At 61.3% G+C, this 18,956-nt stretch carries 17 protein-coding genes, 1 tRNA gene and 2 pseudogenes; 13 read left to right on the forward strand and 7 right to left on the reverse strand.

Features of this window, described 5'->3' with window-relative positions; genetic code table 11:
* Positions 1-7: 7 nt before the first annotated feature.
* From hisA to HX830_RS24715, 5 genes are all read right to left on the reverse strand, one after another.
* Positions 8-745 carry a 1-(5-phosphoribosyl)-5-[(5-phosphoribosylamino)methylideneamino]imidazole-4-carboxamide isomerase gene (gene hisA, locus HX830_RS24695; protein WP_008041005.1) on the reverse strand — a complete coding sequence of 246 codons (738 nt, stop codon included), beginning with the start codon at positions 743-745 and terminating at the stop codon, positions 8-10.
* A gap of 41 nt (positions 746-786) precedes the next feature.
* Entirely contained in the window at positions 787-1,047 is a 261-nt protein-coding gene (locus tag HX830_RS24700) for a DUF2164 domain-containing protein (RefSeq protein ID WP_100940332.1), read from the reverse strand.
* On the reverse strand, positions 1,048-1,686 hold the full coding sequence (gene hisH / locus HX830_RS24705) for an imidazole glycerol phosphate synthase subunit HisH (RefSeq protein ID WP_103496799.1): 639 nt from the start codon (positions 1,684-1,686) through the stop codon (positions 1,048-1,050).
* Positions 1,686-2,279: an imidazoleglycerol-phosphate dehydratase HisB gene (gene hisB, locus HX830_RS24710; RefSeq protein WP_100940330.1), complete on the reverse strand. Its 594-nt coding sequence runs from the start codon at positions 2,277-2,279 to the stop codon at positions 1,686-1,688. The genes hisH and hisB overlap by 1 nt, the downstream gene beginning before the upstream one ends.
* 191 nt (positions 2,280-2,470) lie before the next feature.
* Positions 2,471-4,132 (reverse strand): OFA family MFS transporter, encoded by a 1,662-nt coding sequence (locus HX830_RS24715; protein ID WP_177103185.1) that lies wholly within the window; start codon positions 4,130-4,132, stop codon positions 2,471-2,473.
* Positions 4,133-4,472: 340 nt separating this feature from the next.
* On the opposite strand from HX830_RS24715, the gene HX830_RS24720 reads away from it, so the two are divergent.
* The 10 genes and pseudogenes from HX830_RS24720 to HX830_RS24765 all read left to right on the forward strand — a co-directional run bounded on the left by HX830_RS24720 (position 4,473) and on the right by HX830_RS24765 (position 13,256).
* Entirely contained in the window at positions 4,473-4,871 is a 399-nt protein-coding gene (locus HX830_RS24720) for an acetyl-CoA sensor PanZ family protein (RefSeq protein ID WP_177103187.1), read from the forward strand.
* Positions 4,872-4,955: 84 nt separating this feature from the next.
* Positions 4,956-7,169, forward strand: coding sequence for an AsmA family protein (locus HX830_RS24725; protein WP_177103189.1), 2,214 nt, complete (start codon positions 4,956-4,958; stop codon positions 7,167-7,169).
* Positions 7,166-8,233 carry an A/G-specific adenine glycosylase gene (gene mutY, locus HX830_RS24730; protein ID WP_103496795.1) on the forward strand — a complete coding sequence of 356 codons (1,068 nt, stop codon included), beginning with the start codon at positions 7,166-7,168 and terminating at the stop codon, positions 8,231-8,233. Before HX830_RS24725 ends, mutY begins: the two co-directional genes overlap by 4 nt.
* Positions 8,230-8,502 carry an oxidative damage protection protein gene (locus HX830_RS24735; RefSeq protein ID WP_100940325.1) on the forward strand — a complete coding sequence of 91 codons (273 nt, stop codon included), beginning with the start codon at positions 8,230-8,232 and terminating at the stop codon, positions 8,500-8,502. Before mutY ends, HX830_RS24735 begins: the two co-directional genes overlap by 4 nt.
* Positions 8,503-8,605: 103 nt before the next feature.
* Positions 8,606-8,681, forward strand: a tRNA-Phe gene (locus HX830_RS24740).
* Positions 8,682-9,073: 392 nt separating this feature from the next.
* Positions 9,074-9,865, forward strand: a pseudogene (locus HX830_RS24745) (PDDEXK nuclease domain-containing protein); the annotation flags it as partial.
* 273 nt (positions 9,866-10,138) lie between these two features.
* Positions 10,139-10,984: pseudogene (locus HX830_RS24750) on the forward strand (class I adenylate-forming enzyme family protein); the annotation flags it as partial.
* A gap of 157 nt (positions 10,985-11,141) precedes the next feature.
* Positions 11,142-12,041: a DMT family transporter gene (locus HX830_RS24755; RefSeq protein WP_177103193.1), complete on the forward strand. Its 900-nt coding sequence runs from the start codon at positions 11,142-11,144 to the stop codon at positions 12,039-12,041.
* A gap of 50 nt (positions 12,042-12,091) precedes the next feature.
* Positions 12,092-12,871, forward strand: a complete 780-nt coding sequence (locus HX830_RS24760; protein WP_152737804.1) for a class I SAM-dependent methyltransferase — start codon at positions 12,092-12,094, stop codon at positions 12,869-12,871.
* 13 nt (positions 12,872-12,884) lie between these two features.
* On the forward strand, positions 12,885-13,256 hold the full coding sequence (locus HX830_RS24765) for a hypothetical protein (protein WP_152737805.1): 372 nt from the start codon (positions 12,885-12,887) through the stop codon (positions 13,254-13,256).
* Positions 13,257-13,273: 17 nt separating this feature from the next.
* On the opposite strand, the gene HX830_RS24770 is transcribed toward HX830_RS24765, so the two are convergent.
* Entirely contained in the window at positions 13,274-14,695 is a 1,422-nt protein-coding gene (locus HX830_RS24770; RefSeq protein ID WP_177103197.1) for an aminotransferase-like domain-containing protein, read from the reverse strand.
* 157 nt (positions 14,696-14,852) lie between these two features.
* Here HX830_RS24770 and HX830_RS24775 point away from each other — a divergent pair, with 157 nt between their 5' ends.
* Complete coding sequence (locus HX830_RS24775) at positions 14,853-15,806, forward strand: alpha/beta hydrolase family protein (RefSeq protein WP_177103199.1); 954 nt, start codon at positions 14,853-14,855, stop codon at positions 15,804-15,806.
* 36 nt (positions 15,807-15,842) lie between these two features.
* On the forward strand, positions 15,843-16,250 hold the full coding sequence (locus HX830_RS24780; protein ID WP_177103201.1) for a hypothetical protein: 408 nt from the start codon (positions 15,843-15,845) through the stop codon (positions 16,248-16,250).
* Positions 16,251-16,263: 13 nt separating this feature from the next.
* Here the strand turns inward: HX830_RS24780 and gabP are convergent, their stop codons facing one another.
* Positions 16,264-17,655, reverse strand: a complete 1,392-nt coding sequence (gene gabP / locus HX830_RS24785) for a GABA permease (protein WP_152737808.1) — start codon at positions 17,653-17,655, stop codon at positions 16,264-16,266.
* Positions 17,656-18,182: 527 nt separating this feature from the next.
* Between gabP and HX830_RS24790 the strand changes: the two genes are divergently transcribed.
* Entirely contained in the window at positions 18,183-18,956 is a 774-nt protein-coding gene (locus HX830_RS24790; protein ID WP_103498926.1) for an ABC transporter ATP-binding protein, read from the forward strand.

Consider the following 18,956-nt stretch of genomic DNA (forward strand, 5'->3'; position numbering starts at 1 on the left):
TGAGTCCTCAGCCTTTGTACGAATCGCAGAAGGCTTGCGCCTCGGCGACATCGAGGGTGCCTTCGTAGATCGCCCGGCCGGTAATCGCGCCGATGATGCCCGGTGCCTTGGCGTCCAGCAGGCTCTTGATATCGCCCAGGTTGTGGATACCGCCGGAAGCGATCACCGGAATTTTCGTGGCCGCGGCCAGGGCTGCGGTGAAGGGCACGTTGCAGCCCTGCATCATGCCGTCTTTGGCGATATCGGTGTAGACGATGGCGGAGACGCCGTCGGCTTCGAACTGTTTGGCCAGGTCGATGACCTGCACGGTGCTGATTTCAGCCCAGCCGTCGGTGGCGACAAAACCGTCCTTGGCATCCAGGCCGACGATGACCTTGCCCGGGAACGCGCGGCAGGCTTCGGCAACGAACGCAGGGTCTTTCACCGCCTTGGTGCCGATGATCACGTAGCTCACGCCGGCCTTGACGTAGTGCTCGATGGTTTCCAGGGAACGGATACCGCCGCCGATCTGGATCGGCAGGTTCGGGTAACGCTTGGCGATGGCGGTGACCACCTCGCCATTGACCGGCTGGCCTTCGAACGCGCCGTTCAGGTCGACCAGATGCAGACGGCGGCAGCCGCCCTCCACCCACTTGGCAGCCATGCTCACCGGGTCATCGGAGAACACCGTGGAATCTTCCATGCGGCCCTGGCGCAGACGAACGCAGGCACCGTCTTTGAGATCGATAGCGGGGATAATCAGCATCTGGCAAACCTTAGAGTCGTTTTTTCAGCTTTACTCGGAAATCAGTTTTTCTCGAGTGCCCACAGGTCGCTTTCGATGCTTTCGAACCTTTCTTTAAGGTGCGTCTGCACATCGAAAATCGCCCTGTTGTAATAGTGCGGAGCAATTTCACGGGTAAACAGGTCGAGGATTTCAGCCGCTTCGAACGAACCCAGGTCCAGTTCGAAGCGCTCTTCCATGAAGCGCTTGATCTTCTGATTGGCCTCGTTCTCCTGTTCCGGAGTGAGGGTCAGGATCGGCGGTTTGGTCTTCTTCGCGGCCATTTACCAGCGCCCGTCCCAGGCGGCGAAGTTCTGCAGCAATTGCAGGCCATGGGTATGGCTTTTCTCCGGGTGGAACTGCACGGCGAAACGCGAGCCCTCGGCCAGCGCCGCAGCGAAGTCGACGCCGTAGTGCCCGCGGCCCACCACCTGCCGCGGGTTACCGGCGGCGATGTAGTAGCTGTGCACGAAGTAGAAGCGCGCCAGGTCCGGGATGTTGTGCCACAGGGGGTGATCCACTACCTGTGTCACCTCGTTCCAGCCCATATGCGGCACTTTCAGATGCTCGCCGTCCTCGTGCTGGTCCTTGGCGAACAGCTTCACCTGGCCAGGAAACAGGCCGATGCAGTCGACGCCGGCGTTCTCTTCGCTATGGTCGAGCAAGGCCTGCATGCCGACACAGATGCCAAGGAACGGACGATCCTGGCTGACTTCGCGCACCAGGGCGTCGAAACCCAGGCGGCGGATCTCGGCCATGCAGTCGCGAATCGCGCCGACGCCGGGGAAAACCACCCGGTCGGCTTCGCGAATCACAGCCGCATCGCTGGTGATCAGCACCTTGCCGGCACCCACGTGCTCGAGGGCCTTGGCCACCGAGTGCAGGTTACCCATGCCGTAATCGATAACCGCGACCGTCTGCATTACAGGACGCCCTTGGTCGAAGGCATTTGCCCGGCCATGCGGTCGTCGAGTTCGACGGCCATGCGCAGGGCGCGACCGAAGGCCTTGAACACGGTTTCGATCTGGTGGTGGGTGTTGGTGCCACGCAGGTTGTCGATGTGCAGGCTGACCAGGGCGTGGTTGACGAAGCCCTGGAAGAATTCCTGGAACAGATCGACGTCGAAGCCGCCCACGGTGGCGCGGGTGTAGGGCACGTGCATCTGCAAGCCGGGACGGCCGGAGAAGTCGATGACCACTCGCGACAGCGCTTCGTCCAGCGGCACATAGGCGTGACCGTAGCGACGGATGCCTTTTTTGTCGCCGATGGCTTTGGCAAAGGCCTGACCCAGGGTGATACCGACGTCTTCCACGGTGTGGTGGTCGTCGATATGCAGGTCGCCCTTGCACTCGATATCCAGGTCGATCAGCCCGTGACGGGCGATCTGGTCGAGCATGTGTTCAAGAAAAGGCACACCGATATCAAATCGGGCCTTTCCGGTGCCATCCAGGTTGATCGAGGCTTTGATCTGGGTTTCCAGAGTGTCGCGCTCGACGGACGCCTTACGTTCGGCCATCACCAGCTCCGCAAAATCATTGGGCGAAAAAGGCAACCATTATAGGGGCGCGGGCGGCAAACAGAAACACGCAAGGTGAACTCCCGGACGGGCTGAATCCAGGCGTGTCGGGGATATACCTGTCAGGACAACTACGAAAGGAGGGTGTGATCACTCCCACGCGCTACGCGGGAATGATCACGATGTACAACTTAGTGGAACAGCACCGCCGTCTTCTGCAGGGTGACCCACACGCCCCACGCCAACGGAATGCCCACCACCAGCCAGGCGGCAACCGCCATCGGCTTGCTGCCCGCAGCGGCTTTCCACTCCAGCACGGTAGTGCTGTCGGCGCCCTTGTCATGACCCAGCGCCTGCTCGGCGGCGAGCTGCGCGTCGGTCATGAAGTACTTGTCGGCCACCGGACGCACCAGCAGGTTGCAGATGAACCCCAGCACCAGCAGGCCGGCGAGGATGTACAAGGTGATGTCGTAGGCCGCGGCGCGCTCGACGCCGATGCTCAACTGATACTCACGCAGGTAGTTCACCAGCACCGGCCCCAGCACCCCGGCTGCCGCCCAGGCGGTCAGCAGGCGACCGTGGATCGCACCGACCATCTGGGTGCCGAACAGGTCCGCCAGGTAAGCCGGCACCGTGGCGAAACCACCGCCGTACATCGACAGGATCACGCAGAACGCCGCCACGAACAGCGCGACGCTGCCCAGATGACCAAGGCTCGGCACCGACGCATAGAGCGCGAAACCCAGGGCGAAGAACACGAAGTAGGTCGCCTTGCGGCCGATATAGTCCGAGAACGACGCCCAGAAGAACCGGCCGCCGATGTTGAACAGGCTGAGCAAACCGGTGAAGCCGGCTGCGATGGCAGCGATCTGGCCCAGTTGCGCGGCGTCCAACTGGCCGAAGGTCAGGCCGTTGCCGAGCAATTTACCGGCGAAGACTTCCTGCAACAGCGGCGAAGCCATGCCGAGGATGCCGATACCGGCGGATACGTTCAGGCACAGCACCAGCCACACCAGACGGAACTGCGGGGTCTTCCAGGCCACGTTCACATGCACGTGACGGTGGGTGATCATCGCGTTGCTGCTCTTCTTCACCGGTGCGGTCCAGCCCTCGGGCTTCCAGCCGGTAGGCGGCACGCGGTACGACAGTGCGCCGCCGATCATGAAGACGAAGTAGATCGCCGCCATCACCGCGAAGCTCTGCCACACGCCGACACTGGTAGGCGAAGCGAAGTGGCCCATCAAGGCCGCCGCCAGCGGTGCACCGACCATCGCGCCGCCGCCGAAGCCCATGATTGCCATGCCGGTGGCCATGCCGCGCTTGTCCGGGAACCACTTGATCAGGGTCGAGACCGGCGAGATATAGCCCAGCCCCAGACCGATACCGCCAATCACCCCGGAACCGATCCACATCAGCCAGATCTGGTGGGTATAGACCCCCAGCGCGGAAATCAGCAAGCCACCACACCAGCACAGTGCGGACACCACACCGGCCTTGCGCGGACCGGCACGTTCCAGCCAGCCGCCCCAGATCGCGGCCGAGCAGCCGAGGAAAATGAAGAACAGGGTGTAGATCCAGCCGAGCATGGAAATCGGCCAATCACACTGTGACGAGAACACTTGTGAGATAAAGCTCATGTCCGGCGCGCAAGCGACCGGTGCGGTGATGCCCAAGGCCTTGGACAGTGGCAACCAGAACACCGAGAAGCCGTAGGCCATGCCGATGCACAGGTGGATGGCCAGGGCGGCCGGTGGAACCAGCCAGCGGTTGAAACCGGGCTTGGCGATAATGCGCTCTTTTGACAGGAACGCAGGCTCGGCGGCTTGAATGCGCGCCGTCATGCTGGTGCTCATTTGAAGTGTTTCCCCCAATTGAAATGATGAATCGCCGGCCACACATCACTCCCGACCTTGGTGCACGCAGGCATGGCCGTGTTATCGAGTGATGTTTGTTACGCGACAATCAGTCGCAGAAGGACTGGCGGACCTGGAAAGGTTACCATTTACCCATGACAGAACAACCAGACTGATACGCGCTTTTGTAATGCAACTGCTCTGCTTTCCTGTAGGAGCAAGCTTGCTCGCGATCCGCCGCAGGCGGCCATCAGCCGCGAATGCAGATGGCGCCCGAAAGATCGCTATCGCGAGCAAGCCTGCTCCTACGAAACGCCAACCCCGGACGTTCGAGGAATCTATGCCCATCGTTGTCGAGTCCCTCACCGAAGCCACTTACCAGGACCAGCAGGACCTGCAGAAAATCTACCTGGACGCCCCCGCCTGGCTTTTCGCACCGCAAGCCGACGGCCAGCAACTGATCGAGACCGCCCTGGCCGACGGCAGCCTGATCGCCGGGCGTTTCAATGACCGCCTGCTGGGCGCGGCGCGCTTGGAGCGGCGGGCGGATCTCTGGCTTTTATCCCAACTTTGCGTCAGAAAAGTCACCAGGCGCCGTGGGGTAGCCGAACGACTGGTGGCGGAAGCCGCACGGATGGCCAGGCTGGCCGGCGCGGAACTGCGGCTCCTGGCCCCCGCCGGGCATCTCGAAGCCCAGGCGCTGGCGGCCAAGCTGCGGATTCCCCTGGATCCGCTCTAGGGATCATCCCTGCCCTGTCGCCAGCCCCGTGACGCTATACTCGCGGGCTGAATTTCAAATTCCACTGACTACAAGGACTCGCCCATGAAAGCGTTCGGCAAAATCCTGGGTCTGGGGCTTCTCGGGTTGTTGCTGATCATCGTGGCGGCAGGCTTTGCCCTGACCCACCTGTTCAATCCCAACGACTATAAAAACGAGATTCGCCAGATTGCCCGCGACAAGGCCCACATTGAGCTGACCCTCAATGGCGACATCGGTTGGAGCCTTTTCCCCTGGCTGGGCCTGGAGCTGCACGATGCCAGCGTGGCGACCCTGGTCACCCCGACCCAGCCGTTTGCCGACCTGCAGATGCTCGGCCTGTCGGTGCGCGTCCTGCCGCTGCTGCGTCGTGAAGTGCAGATGAGCGATGTCCGCGTCGAAGGCCTGAACCTGCGGCTCAATCGCGACAAGGACGGCCACGGCAACTGGCAGGACATCGGCCGCCCGGCCCCCGGCGCCAGCATCACCGCGCAGGCTGACAAGGTCGCCGAACCGGCCGGCGCCGAGGCGGAAGAAAAACCCTCGCAGCCGATCCGCCTGGATATCGACAGCCTGACCGTGAACAACGCCCGGATCGAATTCAACGATGAAAAGACCGGCCGCCAGATCACCTCGGAAAGCATCCAGCTGAGCACCGGCGCGGTGCATGACGGCAAGGAAATCCCGGTCAAGTTGACCGCCTTCTTCGGCACCAACCAGCCGGTCCTGCGGGCCCGTACCGAACTCAGCGGCAACCTGCGTTTCGACCGCGTACTCAAGCGCTACCAGTTCGAAGACATGCGCCTCGGCGGCGAACTGACGGGCGATCCGCTGCAAGGCAAGCCGCTGACGTTCTCGGCCCAGGGCCAATTGCTGGTGGATATGCAGGCGAACGTCGCCGAATGGACCAGCCTGAAATTGTCGGCCAACCAACTGCGCGCCCTCGGCGAGCTGAAGGCCAACGACCTGAACAAGACCCCGCAACTCAACGGCACGCTGTCGATTGCCCAACTGGACCTGATGAAGTTTCTCGACAGTATCGGCCAGCCCCTGCCGACCGTCGCCGACGGCAGCCTGAGCAAGGTCGAGCTGGTCACCCACCTCACCGGCACGCCCACCAGCCTGGTGCTGGATGACCTCAACCTGAAACTCGATGACAGCAACTTCACCGGTCGCATCGCCATCGAGGATTTCGCCAAGCAATCCCTGCGCGTACAGCTCAAGGGCGACAAATTCGACGCCGATCGCTACCTGCCGCCGAAATCGGCCGACGCCAACAGCGCCTCGAAGGTCCGCCAGGCCGATGTGCTGAATAGCGAAGCCAACGCCATCGCCAGTAGCTCGCCATTGCCGGAATCCCCGACCAAGGGTGCCTGGAGCAGCGACAAGTTGCTGCCCATCGAACGCCTGCGCAGCGCTGATGTGGACGCCGACCTGAGTTTCGACCAACTGACCCTGAAGAAGCTGCCGATCGGCAACGCCGCCCTCAAGGCCACTGGCCTGGGTGGCGTGCTGACCCTCGGCGACCTGCGCGGCGAGCTCTACAGCGGCAGCTTCAGCGCCAAGGGCAGCCTCGATGTGCGCCCCGACGTGCCGCGCCTGACCCTGCAAACGCGGCTGAACCGGGTGCCGGTCGAACGCGTCCTGCAAGCCCAGGGACAGAAACCGCCGGTCAAGGGCGCCCTGACCCTCAACAGCGACTTCACTGCCAGCGGCAACAGCCAGAAAGCCCTGATCGACAGCCTCAACGGCACCGCCAGCTTCGTCCTCAACGACGGCCTGCTGCTCAACGCCAACCTCGAACAGCAACTGTGCACCGGCATCGCCACCCTCAACCGCAAGACCCTGAGCGGCGAACCGCGGGGCAAGGACACACCGTTCCAGGACCTCAAGGGCAGCCTGAACCTGCACAACGGCGTGGCCAGCAACCCGGACCTGAAAGTCAACATCCCGGGCCTGAGCGTCAATGGCAACGGCGATATCGACTTGCGCGTGCTGGGCATGGACTACCGCATCGGCATCATCGTCGAAGGCGACAAGAGCGACATGCCGGACCCGGCCTGCCAGGTCAGCGAACGTTTCGCCGGGATCGAATGGCCGCTGCGTTGCCGTGGCCCGCTGGAGCTGGGTGCCAAGGCCTGCCGCATCGACAAGGACGGCCTCGGCCAGGTCGCCGCGCGGCTGGCCGGCAACAAACTGAGCGAGAAAGTTGAAGAAAAGCTCGGCGACAAGGTCAGTCCCGAACTCAAGGACGCACTCAAGGGGCTGTTCAAGCGATGAGAGCCGAGCAGTTTTCCAGCGCCGTGCTGGACTGGTATGACCGTCACGGCCGCCACGACCTGCCCTGGCAACAGGGCATCACGCCCTATCGGGTGTGGGTGTCGGAGATCATGTTGCAGCAGACCCAGGTCAGCACCGTGCTGAACTACTTCGACCGCTTCATGGCCTCGCTGCCGACGGTCGAGGCCCTGGCCGCCGCGCCGGAAGATGAAGTGCTGCACCTGTGGACGGGCCTGGGCTACTACACCCGGGCGCGCAACCTGCAGAAGACCGCGAAGATCGTCGTTGCCGAGCATGGCGGCGAGTTTCCCCGCGACGTCGAGAAACTCACCGAGCTGCCGGGCATCGGCCTGTCCACCGCCGGCGCCATCGCCAGCATCAGCATGGGCCTGCGCGCGGCGATCCTCGACGGCAACGTCAAGCGCGTGCTGGCGCGCTACACCGCCCAGGAGGGTTACCCGGGCGAGCCCAAGGTGGCCAAGCAGCTCTGGGCCAACGCCGAGCGCTTTACCCCCGACACCCGGGTGAACCACTACACCCAGGCGATGATGGACCTGGGCGCGACCTTGTGCACCCGCAGCAAGCCCAGTTGCCTGCTCTGCCCGCTGAAAGTCGGCTGTGAGGCCCACATGCTCGGCCTGGAGACCCGCTACCCAATTCCCAAGCCGCGCAAGAGCGTGCCGCAGAAGCGCACCCTGATGCCAATGCTCGCCAACCGCGAGGGCGCCATTCTGCTTTACCGGCGCCCTTCCAGCGGCCTCTGGGGCGGTTTGTGGAGCTTGCCGGAGCTGGACGACCTCGACGACCTGCAACACCTGGCGGCGCAGCACTCGCTGGAACTGGGCGCGCAACAGGCGTTGCCGAACCTGACCCACACCTTCAGCCACTTCCAGTTGGCCATCGAGCCGTGGCTGGTGCAGGTCGAGGAGAGCGCCCATCACGTGGCCGAGGCCGACTGGCTCTGGTATAACCTCGCCACCCCGCCGCGCCTGGGCCTTGCCGCCCCGGTGAAAAAGCTGCTCAAACGGGCAGCCGACGTTTTGAATGCAGGAGAGTCGTCATGACCCGCACCGTAATGTGCCGCAAGTACCACGAAGAACTGCCCGGCCTTGAGCGCCCTCCGTACCCGGGTGCCAAGGGCCAGGATATTTTCGAACATATTTCGCAGAAAGCCTGGGGCGACTGGTTGAAGCACCAGACCCTGCTGATCAACGAAAAACGCCTGAACATGATGAACGGCGAAGACCGCAAATACATCCAGGGCGAGATGGACAAGTTCTTTTCCGGCGAGGAATACGCCCAGGCCGAAGGCTACGTTCCGCCGGCCGAATAATCAGGGCTGGAACAGCTTTGGGTCGTAAGCGACGGTAATAATTAAATATTTTTTGAAATCGCGCTTGACGACCCCTCGAAAAACCAGTTTAATGCGCCCCGTTGCCCAGATAGCTCAGTCGGTAGAGCAGGGGATTGAAAATCCCCGTGTCGGCGGTTCGATTCCGTCTCTGGGCACCACTAATTAGTTTTAGGTGGTGTCAACATCATCTGAAAGCCCACAAGAAACCCGCCTAGTGCGGGTTTTTTGTTGCCTGAAAAATCTCGGCGCACAGCTAACGTCTCCTCCTCCTGCAACTCCCCCCTAAAGAGCTCGCCGAAACCGAGGTAGGGTATTTCGCATTAATTCATAGCCAGCATCAGGAAAGGCTTTAGCCGATTACGCTCAAGCGGCTAAGGAAAAGAAAACTGGTCGCGGAAACACTAGGGCGGGCGGTCGCGCACTGAAAACAGACGTCAACCGAAATAGAAACTCCCTACAGAACAAGGAAAGCATGGCCTTTTCATAGCAACCGCCAGACAGCTCGATTGCTGCCACCCTCTTCACCCACTCCCAACGAAGAGGACATCTCATGAGCAAAACAATTGCTTCCATCGACCACGACACACAGCTTGCGCCCTTGCTCGACAATCTTGGTGAACTGATTCGCCAGGCCCGACAGCGGGCTCTGCGGGCCGTGGACACGATTCAGGTACAAACCTGCTGGCAAATTGGCCGACATATCGTCGAGTTTGAACAGGCAGGAGCGATAAGGGCCGCCTACGGAAAGCGATTACTGCCAGCCCTGGCCAAAACGCTGACTCGTGAGTTCGGCAGGGGATTCGATGAGCGCAATCTGCGCCACATGCGAGGCTTTTATCAGTACTTTCCAATTTGGAACGCAGTGCGTACCGAATTGAGTTGGACCCACTATCGCACCCTGCTGCGCGTAGAAAGCGAAATTGCCCGCCATTGGTACATGCATGAAACCGCCAACCAGAACTGGACAACGCGCTCCCTGGAACGGCAGATAGGCACTCTGTATTACGAGCGCCTTTTGGCCAGTCGCGACCGTGATGCCGTGCAGGACGAAGCAACTGCCCATATCGACACCCACGAAACCAACCCGAGAGAGTTTGTCCGGGATCCGGTGCTACTTGAATTTCTTGGCTTGCCGAACGGCGGCATTCTGCTGGAGAGCGACCTGGAACAAGCACTGATCGATCAATTGCAGGACTTCTTTCTGGAACTGGGCAAAGGCTTTGCCTTCGTGGCGCGCCAACAACGCCTGAGCACGGACAGCAAGGACTTCTACATCGACCTGGTGTTCTATAACTACTTGCTCAAATGCTTCGTGATCTTTGATTTGAAACGGGGAGAACTGAGAGCGGAGCTAAATCGCGAACGTGCAGTGGCCACGCAAAAGCTGCTGCGCCAGAAGCGGCAATAGCGTGATTGGCCCCTGCGAAAAATACGCCGCTTGCCTCTCCGGATACCGCCATCCGTATAGCCACGCGCTATCGGCTGACAGACGCCAACGACAACTGTCATGGTCGGCAAACAATACAGTTCGTTGCGCTCACTCCCAACCGTACCGGTACTGGGCCCGCTTGGCTGACTAGTGTGCACCTGTCCTTCAGGCACGCAGGAGCCGAGCATGAATATCGCCAACTGGCTGGATGAAGCCGGCCTTCGATACCCGAAGCGTCCGGCCTTGTTCGAAGGGCAGCAGCTAGTCGCCAACTACGGAGCCTTTGTCGCCCTGGTCCGACACCGGGCCGCTTATCTGATCGACGAGCACGGCATCGCCCCCGGCGATCGGGTCGTGCTGTTCATGAAGAACTGTTGCGAATACCTCGAACTGCTCTACGCCATCTGGTGGGCCGGTGCCGTGGCAGTGCCGATCAACTGCAAGCTGCACCCCGTCGAGGCCGGCTGGATCGTCGGCAACGCCGACGCCCGGCTGATTTTCACCGACGGCGGCCAGGTATTCGCCCCCGAGAGACTCCCCCTGGGGTGCCACGAACTGGATCGAGAGGACATGGGCGCACTCACCTCGATCACTTCGCCGCCGGATACACCTTATCCGCGGCATGCCGACGACCTGGCCTGGCTGTTCTACACCCCCAGCAGCACAGGCGACGCACAGGCGGTGATGCTCAGCCACGGCAACTTGACGGCCATGTCGCAGGACTGTTCGCCCGATCTTGATCCGATCGACGCCGATGAGGTCGTGGTCTATGCCGCACCGATGTCTCACTGCGCCGGGCTCTACAGCCTGATCCATGTGCGTCGGGCCGCTCGCCATGTCGTCCCGCAGTCCCGCGACTTCAAGGCCGATGAACTGTTCGAACTGGCGAGCGGGTTCGGCAATATCACGCTATTCATGGCCCCCACCATGTTCACCTACATAGTCGAGCAGGCCCGCCTCCAAGGCTACGACGGCAAGGGCATCAAGACCATCATCTACGGCGACGCGCCCATCTACCCGACAGACCTGCGCAACGTAGTGCTCAGGAACAACTACGGCGAACTCCTCAAGACGGAGCTGCGCCTGTGGTTGAAAGCCAGCGCAAATGACCCCTCCACGCCCTGAAGAACATATTTACGGATACCCGGCCGCCCCGGAGCCCTCCCCACCACAAAAAGGAGCCGTCAGCATGACGCAAGCCAACGTAGCCAGCGTTCCAGAAACCAAGAGTCAAGACCTGCAAGCCTACTTCCTGGGCCTGATCTCAGTAGCAGCCTTTGCCATGACCCTGCCCGCGGCCAAGATGCTCGCGGGCGATCTGAGCGCCGTCCAGGTCGGGATCTTTCGCTCGGTGATCGCGGCCCTCGCCGCGATTCCCTTTTTGCTCATTGGTCGCGCCAGGCTTCCGAACCGCTCGCAGATCAAGCGCATGCTGCTGACCTCCACCGGGATCGTCTACGGCTTCCCGATCCTCACGGCACTGGGCATGCAGTATGTGCCCGTCAGCCACGGCGGCGTGGTCCTGGCCGCGTTGCCGCTGTCGACCGCGATCTTCGGCACCCTGATCACCGGCACACGGCCGTCCAAGGCGTTCTGGGCAGTCTCCAGCCTGGGCTTCCTGGTGGTCATGTCGTACACGGTGATGAAGTCGAATGTTTCCGACATCTACATCGGTGACCTCGCCTTGCTCGGCGCCGTTGCCCTGGCCGGCTTCGGCTATGCCCAGGGCGGCGCGCTGTCCAAGGAACTGCCGGGCTGGCAGGTCATGTGCTGGACCCTGGTCATCAGCCTGCCGGTGCTGCTGCCGGCCAGTCTGTGGCTGTACGACAGCAACACCATCGCCCACCTGCCGGGCACCGGCGTCGCCGCCCTGCTGTTCCTGGCGTTGGTCAACTCGCTGCTGGGCTTCTTTTCCTGGAACCGTGCCCTCGCACTCGGTGGTATCCAGCGGATCAGCCAGCTGCAACTGCTGCAACCGTTCTTCACCTTCGGTTTCTCGATCTGGCTGATGGGGGAAACCTGGAACTGGCTGACACCATTAGTCTGCGCTATTGTCATCATCTTGGTCTGGTTGTCCAAACGTACCTGACTCCTCGCCCGGTGGCCGCGCCGCCCTCGCCCTAGAATGGAATCTTGAGCATGACTTCTTCGACATCTTTTTGTCAGAGCGGTGAATCGCAGCAAAGGGGGGCAGCGCGGGATGAACGTGACATCCATTTTACAGACCATACTGCCAGGGCAATCCTTGAACTGCTGGCACCCAAGCCCGGCGAACTGCTCCTCGATATCGGCTGCGGCGACGGCTACCTGAGCGAACAACTCCAACGCGATGGGCATCAGGTGGTGGGGTTCGACAACGACCCAGGACTGGTCTCGGCAGCCCGGTCCAGAGGACTGGAGGTACGCCATGGCAATGCCGAACAGTTGTACTTCTATCAGGAGTTCGACGCGGTCCTGAGCTATGACGCACTGCACTGGATGCAGCGCTCGGACCAGGTGGCCATCGGGATCTATGAAGCCCTGAAACCAGGGGGACGTTTTGTCGGCGAATTCGCCGGGGCCGGACACCAGAAAATTCTGCGGCGCGCGCTACGCGACTCACTGGCGCGCAGATCCCTTGACTTCGAAGTCGCCGATCAGCTTTATCTGCCTACCGCCGGGGCTTATCAGCGGGTGCTGGAAAACGCGGGATTCCATGTCAATTCCATTCATTGGTTCGAACGCCCGGTGCCCCTGGATTGCTCGATTGCCCAATGGCTGCAAAGGTTCGGAGCCCACTACCTGGCCCTGCTGCCCGTCGAATCGCAAGATGCGTTTTTGAATGAAGTGACCGAAGAGTTGACTGACGATTTTCTGGACAGCAATGGCCAATGGACACTGGACTGCACATGCCTGCGGTTCAAGGCCGAGAAAAAGTGAACAGGAGCTATCCATGTCGACGAAAACCACTGGGGCTGCACTGAAATCCTTTTATGCCGAGCCCGCCGTGTGGCTGAGCCATGACGGCAGGCCACTGCACTGGATCGAGAACATCAGACTGACCATCAACAACTCGGAAGTGGATGACGAGCTGTGCATTCAGAATCTGCAGGACAGCGATGAGGTCATCATTCTTGAAGGCACCATCTTCTCCTATCAGAACCTGAGCGAAGTCATGAGCCTGGAGCGCTACTTCAAACTCTGGCAGCGCAGCCTCGGCTCGGTCTTCCTCGGCGCCTTCATCCCCCAAGCCCAATATGAAAAGCTCAGCTCGATAATCGAAGCGGCAGGCGGACAGATACTACGCAGCACGACCAACGCCTGAGTTCGCGCGCCACGCTCTCAGGCACGGTGTTCGATGGACAGCACCGACGTGATATGCGCCTGGAGAAAACGCTTGAATCCAGGATGATTGCAGTGGCTGACATTGAAGCGGATGTACTGATCATAATCGCCGGTATTGCTGAACAAGGAACCTGGCGCCAGCAGGATGCCGGCGTGATGGGCCTGTTCGACCAGGTTCGAGATATTCACATACCCCGGCAGACGACCCCAGAGAAACAGGCCATCGGCGCCGTGCTCGTCAAACACCACCCCACAAGCCCCCAACCACTCCCGCGCCCTTGAGCGCTCCTGCATGACCCGCTGACCCAGCGCATCCAGGTGATGCTGATAGCGACCGGACTCCAGGGTGTAGGTGACGATGGTTTCGTCGATAGCCGAGCCGCAGAGCAGGTTGTACATTTTCTGCTCGACCAGCCGCTCGACAAAAGCCGGTGGCGCCGCCACATACCCCAGGCGTAGCGCCGGGCTCAGCATCTTGCTGAAACCACTGATATAGAAAGTCCTTTCGCAGCCATCCAGGCTGGCGAGCCGAAGCGTCTGTCGGGACGACAGTACACCGAAAATATCGTCCTCGATGATATGGAAATCATACTGGCGAGCCAGCGACAGCAGCTTGAACCCTTTCTCCGGAGACGTACTGCCGCCGGTGGGGTTGTGCACCAGGGTCTGGGTCAGGAACAGCTTCGGCCGATACTTGATCAGCATCGCTTCCATCGCCGCCAGGTCAGGCCCGTCATCCAGGCGCGGCACGGTGATGATCTTGAAGTCGCGATCCTTGATCAGCTTCAGTTGCAGCAGCAGGTAGCTGGGGTCTTCCACCAGCAGGTAATCCCCGGGCTTCAGGAGAATACTGCGCAGCAGGGAAAACGCATGGGTGGCGCCCATGGTGACCACGATCTGGCTGCTGGAGGCGTTGATATGGACCTCGCGCAATTTGCGCGCAATCACTGCCCGCAGGTCCTGGCTGCCGGCCGCGGGCGCTGGAGTGCTGCAGGAAAGTGTGTTACGAATCAGCCGTCCGGTCACGGAAGCCGGGACCGCGTCGGCCAGCCAGGCCGGTGGCAGGTAGCCTGAGCTGACGGGAATATCGTATTGCGTCGGATCCAGTGCACGAAAGAGAAAACTCGAGTGCTCACTGGAAGGTGGCACCAGCGTGTCAACGTCCTTGAGCGGACCGACCGAATGGCAGGCCAGGATGAAATAGCCCGCCCCCGGACGCGACTCGATGATGTGCTGCGCCACCAGGTCTTCGTAGGCACTGCTCACCGTGAAGATGCTGACGCCCAATTGCTTGGCCAGCGCACGCACAGACGGGAGTCGCCCGCCCTGGACCCACTGGAAGGATTCAATACGGGCAATGATCGCGTTTCTGATCTGGTCCACCAACAGCGTCTTGCTGTTACGGTCTATCTGGAACATGGCATTCCCTTGTTGAAACAGCCGCAGCCAGCAGGCCAGCGCCTCGTGCACCGATAGAAGCCGCAGTATCAGCCATCAATTTGCCCAGCTGCAAGCACTGTATTGGGGCGCCAATAGCGTTCAAGGACAGACACATTCCATGCCAGGAAGCCGTTCAATGACTTCGATCAACTGCCTACCCTGCCTCTCGCCCAACGCCTTGTGCGCCGAGCCCTTTATTGAGCGGGCCGCCGACGGCTTCGCATTGGGCGGTTTCGCCTGGCGTCACGGTGACAGCGCTCTCGTCCGTCCCGTGGTGATCATCAATGCCGCGACCTCGGTGCGCTGCCGCCATTACTCGCGCTTTGCCGACTACCTGTTTGCCAACGGCATGGATGTCATCACCTACGACTATCGCGGCATCGGCGAATCGCGGCCGGCGACCCTGCGCGGGCTCAAGGCTTCCTGGACCGACTGGGGCGCGCTGGATTTCGAAGCCATGCTGCAACGGGCGGCGCGCGAATATCCCGGCCAGCCCATCGATGTGGTCGCCCACAGCTTCGGCGGCTGCGCGGTCGGGCTGGCGGCCTCGGGCCAGTTGATTCGCCGGGTGGTCACCGTCGGCGCGCAATTCGCCTACTGGCGCGACTATGCGCCCGCCACCCGCTGGAAGATGTTCGGCAAATGGCACCTGGTCATGCCGCTACTGACCGGCCTCTACGGCTACTTCCCCGGCAAGCGCCTCGGCTGGCTGGAAGATACCCCGGCCGGGGTGGTGCGGGACTGGAGCACGCCGACCGCCCGCTACGAAAAGCGCCCCAGCGGACGCAAGCTGGCGACGCTGCCCTTTGCCCGGGTCAAGGCGCAGATCCTCGCGATCAGCCTGACCGACGACCCGTTCGGCACCGTCGCCGCCATCGAACGGCTGCTGGCGTATTTCAGCGCCAGCAGCCGGACTCACCTGCGCATTGCGCCGGAAGATATCGATGAATCAGAGGTGGGGCATTTCGCTTTTTTCCGCAGCCAGTACCAGGAAAAGCTCTGGCCGATTGCGTTGAACTGGCTGGAGAAGGGGGAGTTGCAGGCGGGAGCGCCAGGGAAGATTGGAATTGCGACGACTCACGGAGGATAATTGCCCGCTTACCTCTTTGTGAAAGCACCCGAGTCCATGGCATCCCAGAACAAGCAAGACAAACGCGCGCAACGGGCGAAAGCCAAGGCCAAGCAGAACCGCACCCGCCGCGCCAGCGAACCGGTCGAGACGCTGCCGGTGGATGACGACCGGATCGACTTCGCGTCCGTCGACCTGACGGATCTGTTCAAGAGAATGCGTGACGCCGAGCACGGCAGCCAGTTGGCCATGTGCAGCGTGTTCCTGGAGGACCCGCTACTGGAGCTGGTATTGGAGCAGGAAGGTGAGGAAGAAGCGACGGACTTTATCCTTTCGGCACTGATCGAATACCGCCAGTGGTCCACCGAGGCCACCGAGGAAGCGGCCCTGGCCTGGATCGAAAGCCCGGCCTTCCAGGCCGACTATGTGGCGGCTTCGCAGGCGCTGCAGAAAGCCGCCGGCTAACCGCCACAACGCCTCAGCTCAACACCACCCGCCCGGCTTTCTCATGCCGACGACGGCGTGCCACCAGCAGCCCGGCGGCCACCACCAGCACACTGAGCAAGCCCGTGGCGAGAATCTCGACGCGATGGGCTTCCTGGCACAACATCACCGCCAATACCGCCACGATGAACACAATCACCGCCCAGGTCAGCCCCGGGAACAGCCACATCTTGAAGTCGATCTTCTCGCCCTTGGCCATGCGCTGACGACGCATGCGCAGCTGCGACACCGCAATCACCAGGTACACCAGCAACGCAATGGCGCCGGAACTGGCCAACAGAAACTCGAACACCGCTGCCGGCGCGACATAGTTGGCGAACACCGCCAGGAAGGCCGCCGCCGTCGACAGCATCACCGCCCAATAAGGCGTGCCGCTGGCATTGGTGCGCTTGGACACGGCCGGCGCATCACCGCGCTTGCCAAGGGAAAAGAGCATCCGCGACGCGGTATACAGCGCCGAGTTCAGGCAACTGGTCACCGCCACCAGCACCACCAGGTCAACGATCAGCTTGGCATTCGGGATGCCCATGCGATCCAGCACCACCTGATAGGAACCGACCGCCGCCAGGCTCGGGTCATTCCACGGCACCAGCGCGACCACGATAAAGATCGACACCAGATAGAACAGGCCGATCCGCCAGATCACCGAGTTGGTGGCCTTGGAGATCTGCTTGCCCGGGTCTTTCGATTCAGCCGCGGCAATGGTGACGATTTCCGTGCCCATGAACGAGAACATGGTGGTCAGCATGGCCGCCAATACCGCGCCCAGGCCATTGGGCATAAAGCCCACGGTATCCACCAGATGCGACACGCCACTGACCTGGCTGGTCGGCAGCAGGCCAAAGATCGCCAGCACGCCCAACACGATGAACGCGATGATCGCAATCACCTTGATCAGCGCGAACCAGAACTCGAACTCACCGTAGTTCTTCACGCTGAACAGGTTGGTCGCGGTCAGCAACAAGGTAATGATCAGGGTAAAGGCCCAGATCGCCACATTGGGGAACCAGGCATGGAGGATGGTCGCGGCGGCGTTGGCCTCCAGCGGGATCACCAACACCCAGAACCACCAGTACAACCAGCCAATGGTGAAACCGGCCCAGTGCCCGATGGCACGGTCGGCGTAGGTCGAAAAGGAACCGGTATCCGGCGAGGCCACGGCCATTTCGGCGAGCATGCGCATCACCAGCACCACCAGGGTCCCGGCCGCGGCGTAAGCCATCAGTACGGCAGGACCGGCTTCGGCGATCGCGTGCCCGGAACCGACAAACAGACCGGCCCCGATCACCCCGGCAATCGATAGCATGGTCACATGCCGCGACTTGAGCCCTTGCTCCAGGTTATTGGAATTATGCGTACTGCTCATTGAGGCTACCTTTGCAATGAAGAGCTCGCCCTACACATCGGAAGACCTTGTTGAAGGAATCCAACGGGGGCGTATTTTATTTTTTACGCAAGATTTGCGCCAAAATGTTACAGGACTCCGGTTTCCGTGGCCTGCACGCCCGACCGAAGGATATTCGTAACCTGTTGAGATTAATGGCTATTTGCCAAGACGTTACCGAGGCACCCAAATTCAGACCTGCCGGTCGCACCAGAAACACTCAAAAAATAGCGTAACGCCCCATTTCAGGGCGAGCCTATGCCCACTCAGCGGGTTTACCCTTCCCACCCTTGGCCAAAGCTGGCACCATCGCGCCCTTTTTTAAGCGACTGCCGAGTCAGGAAGACGGATCAAAGGCTGCTTGGTTGTTGCCGTGGCGACAGACTGCTGTGCCGATGCGACAACCTGTCACCCATCCGTCCTGCACCGGCTTTTCCCTATGCTAGCTTGGCGCTCGCCAGGAAGGCCGCCAATAGCAGGAGCACGACAGAACACAATGAGGACCGCACATGGCTGAGGCCACGCCCGCGCTTGAAATCCGCAACTTGCACAAACGCTACGGTGAGCTGGAGGTACTCAAAGGTATCTCGCTGACCGCCCGCGACGGTGATGTGATCTCGATCCTGGGCTCCTCCGGTTCCGGCAAGTCGACCTTCCTGCGTTGCATCAACCTGCTGGAGAACCCGCACCAGGGCCAGATCCTGGTCAATGGCGAGGAACTCAAGCTCAAGGCCGCGAAAAACGGCGAGCTGGTGGCCGCCGACGGCAAGCAGATCAACCGCCTGCGCAGCGAAATCGGCTTTGTGTTCCAGAACTTCAACCTCTGGCCGCACATGAGCATCCTCGACAACATCATCGAGGCCCCGCGCCGGGTGCTCGGCCAGAGCAAGGCCGAGGCCATCGACGTGGCCGAAGCGCTGCTGGCCAAGGTCGGCATCGCCGACAAACGCCACGCCTACCCCTCGCAACTGTCCGGCGGCCAGCAACAGCGCGCGGCCATCGCCCGCACCCTGGCCATGCAGCCCAAGGTCATCCTGTTCGACGAGCCGACCTCGGCCCTCGACCCGGAAATGGTCCAGGAAGTCCTCGCTGTAATCCGTGCCCTGGCCGAAGAAGGCCGCACCATGCTGCTGGTCACCCACGAAATGGGCTTTGCCCGCCAGGTGTCCAGTGAAGTGGTGTTCCTGCACCAGGGCCTGGTGGAAGAACAAGGAACCCCGCAGCAGGTTTTCGACAACCCGCTGTCGGCGCGCTGCAAACAATTCATGTCCAGCAACCGCTAA

The sequence above is a fragment of the Pseudomonas gingeri genome (genome assembly GCF_013385425.1).
In the GTDB taxonomy this organism is placed as follows: Bacteria; Pseudomonadota; Gammaproteobacteria; order Pseudomonadales; family Pseudomonadaceae; genus Aquipseudomonas; species Aquipseudomonas gingeri_D.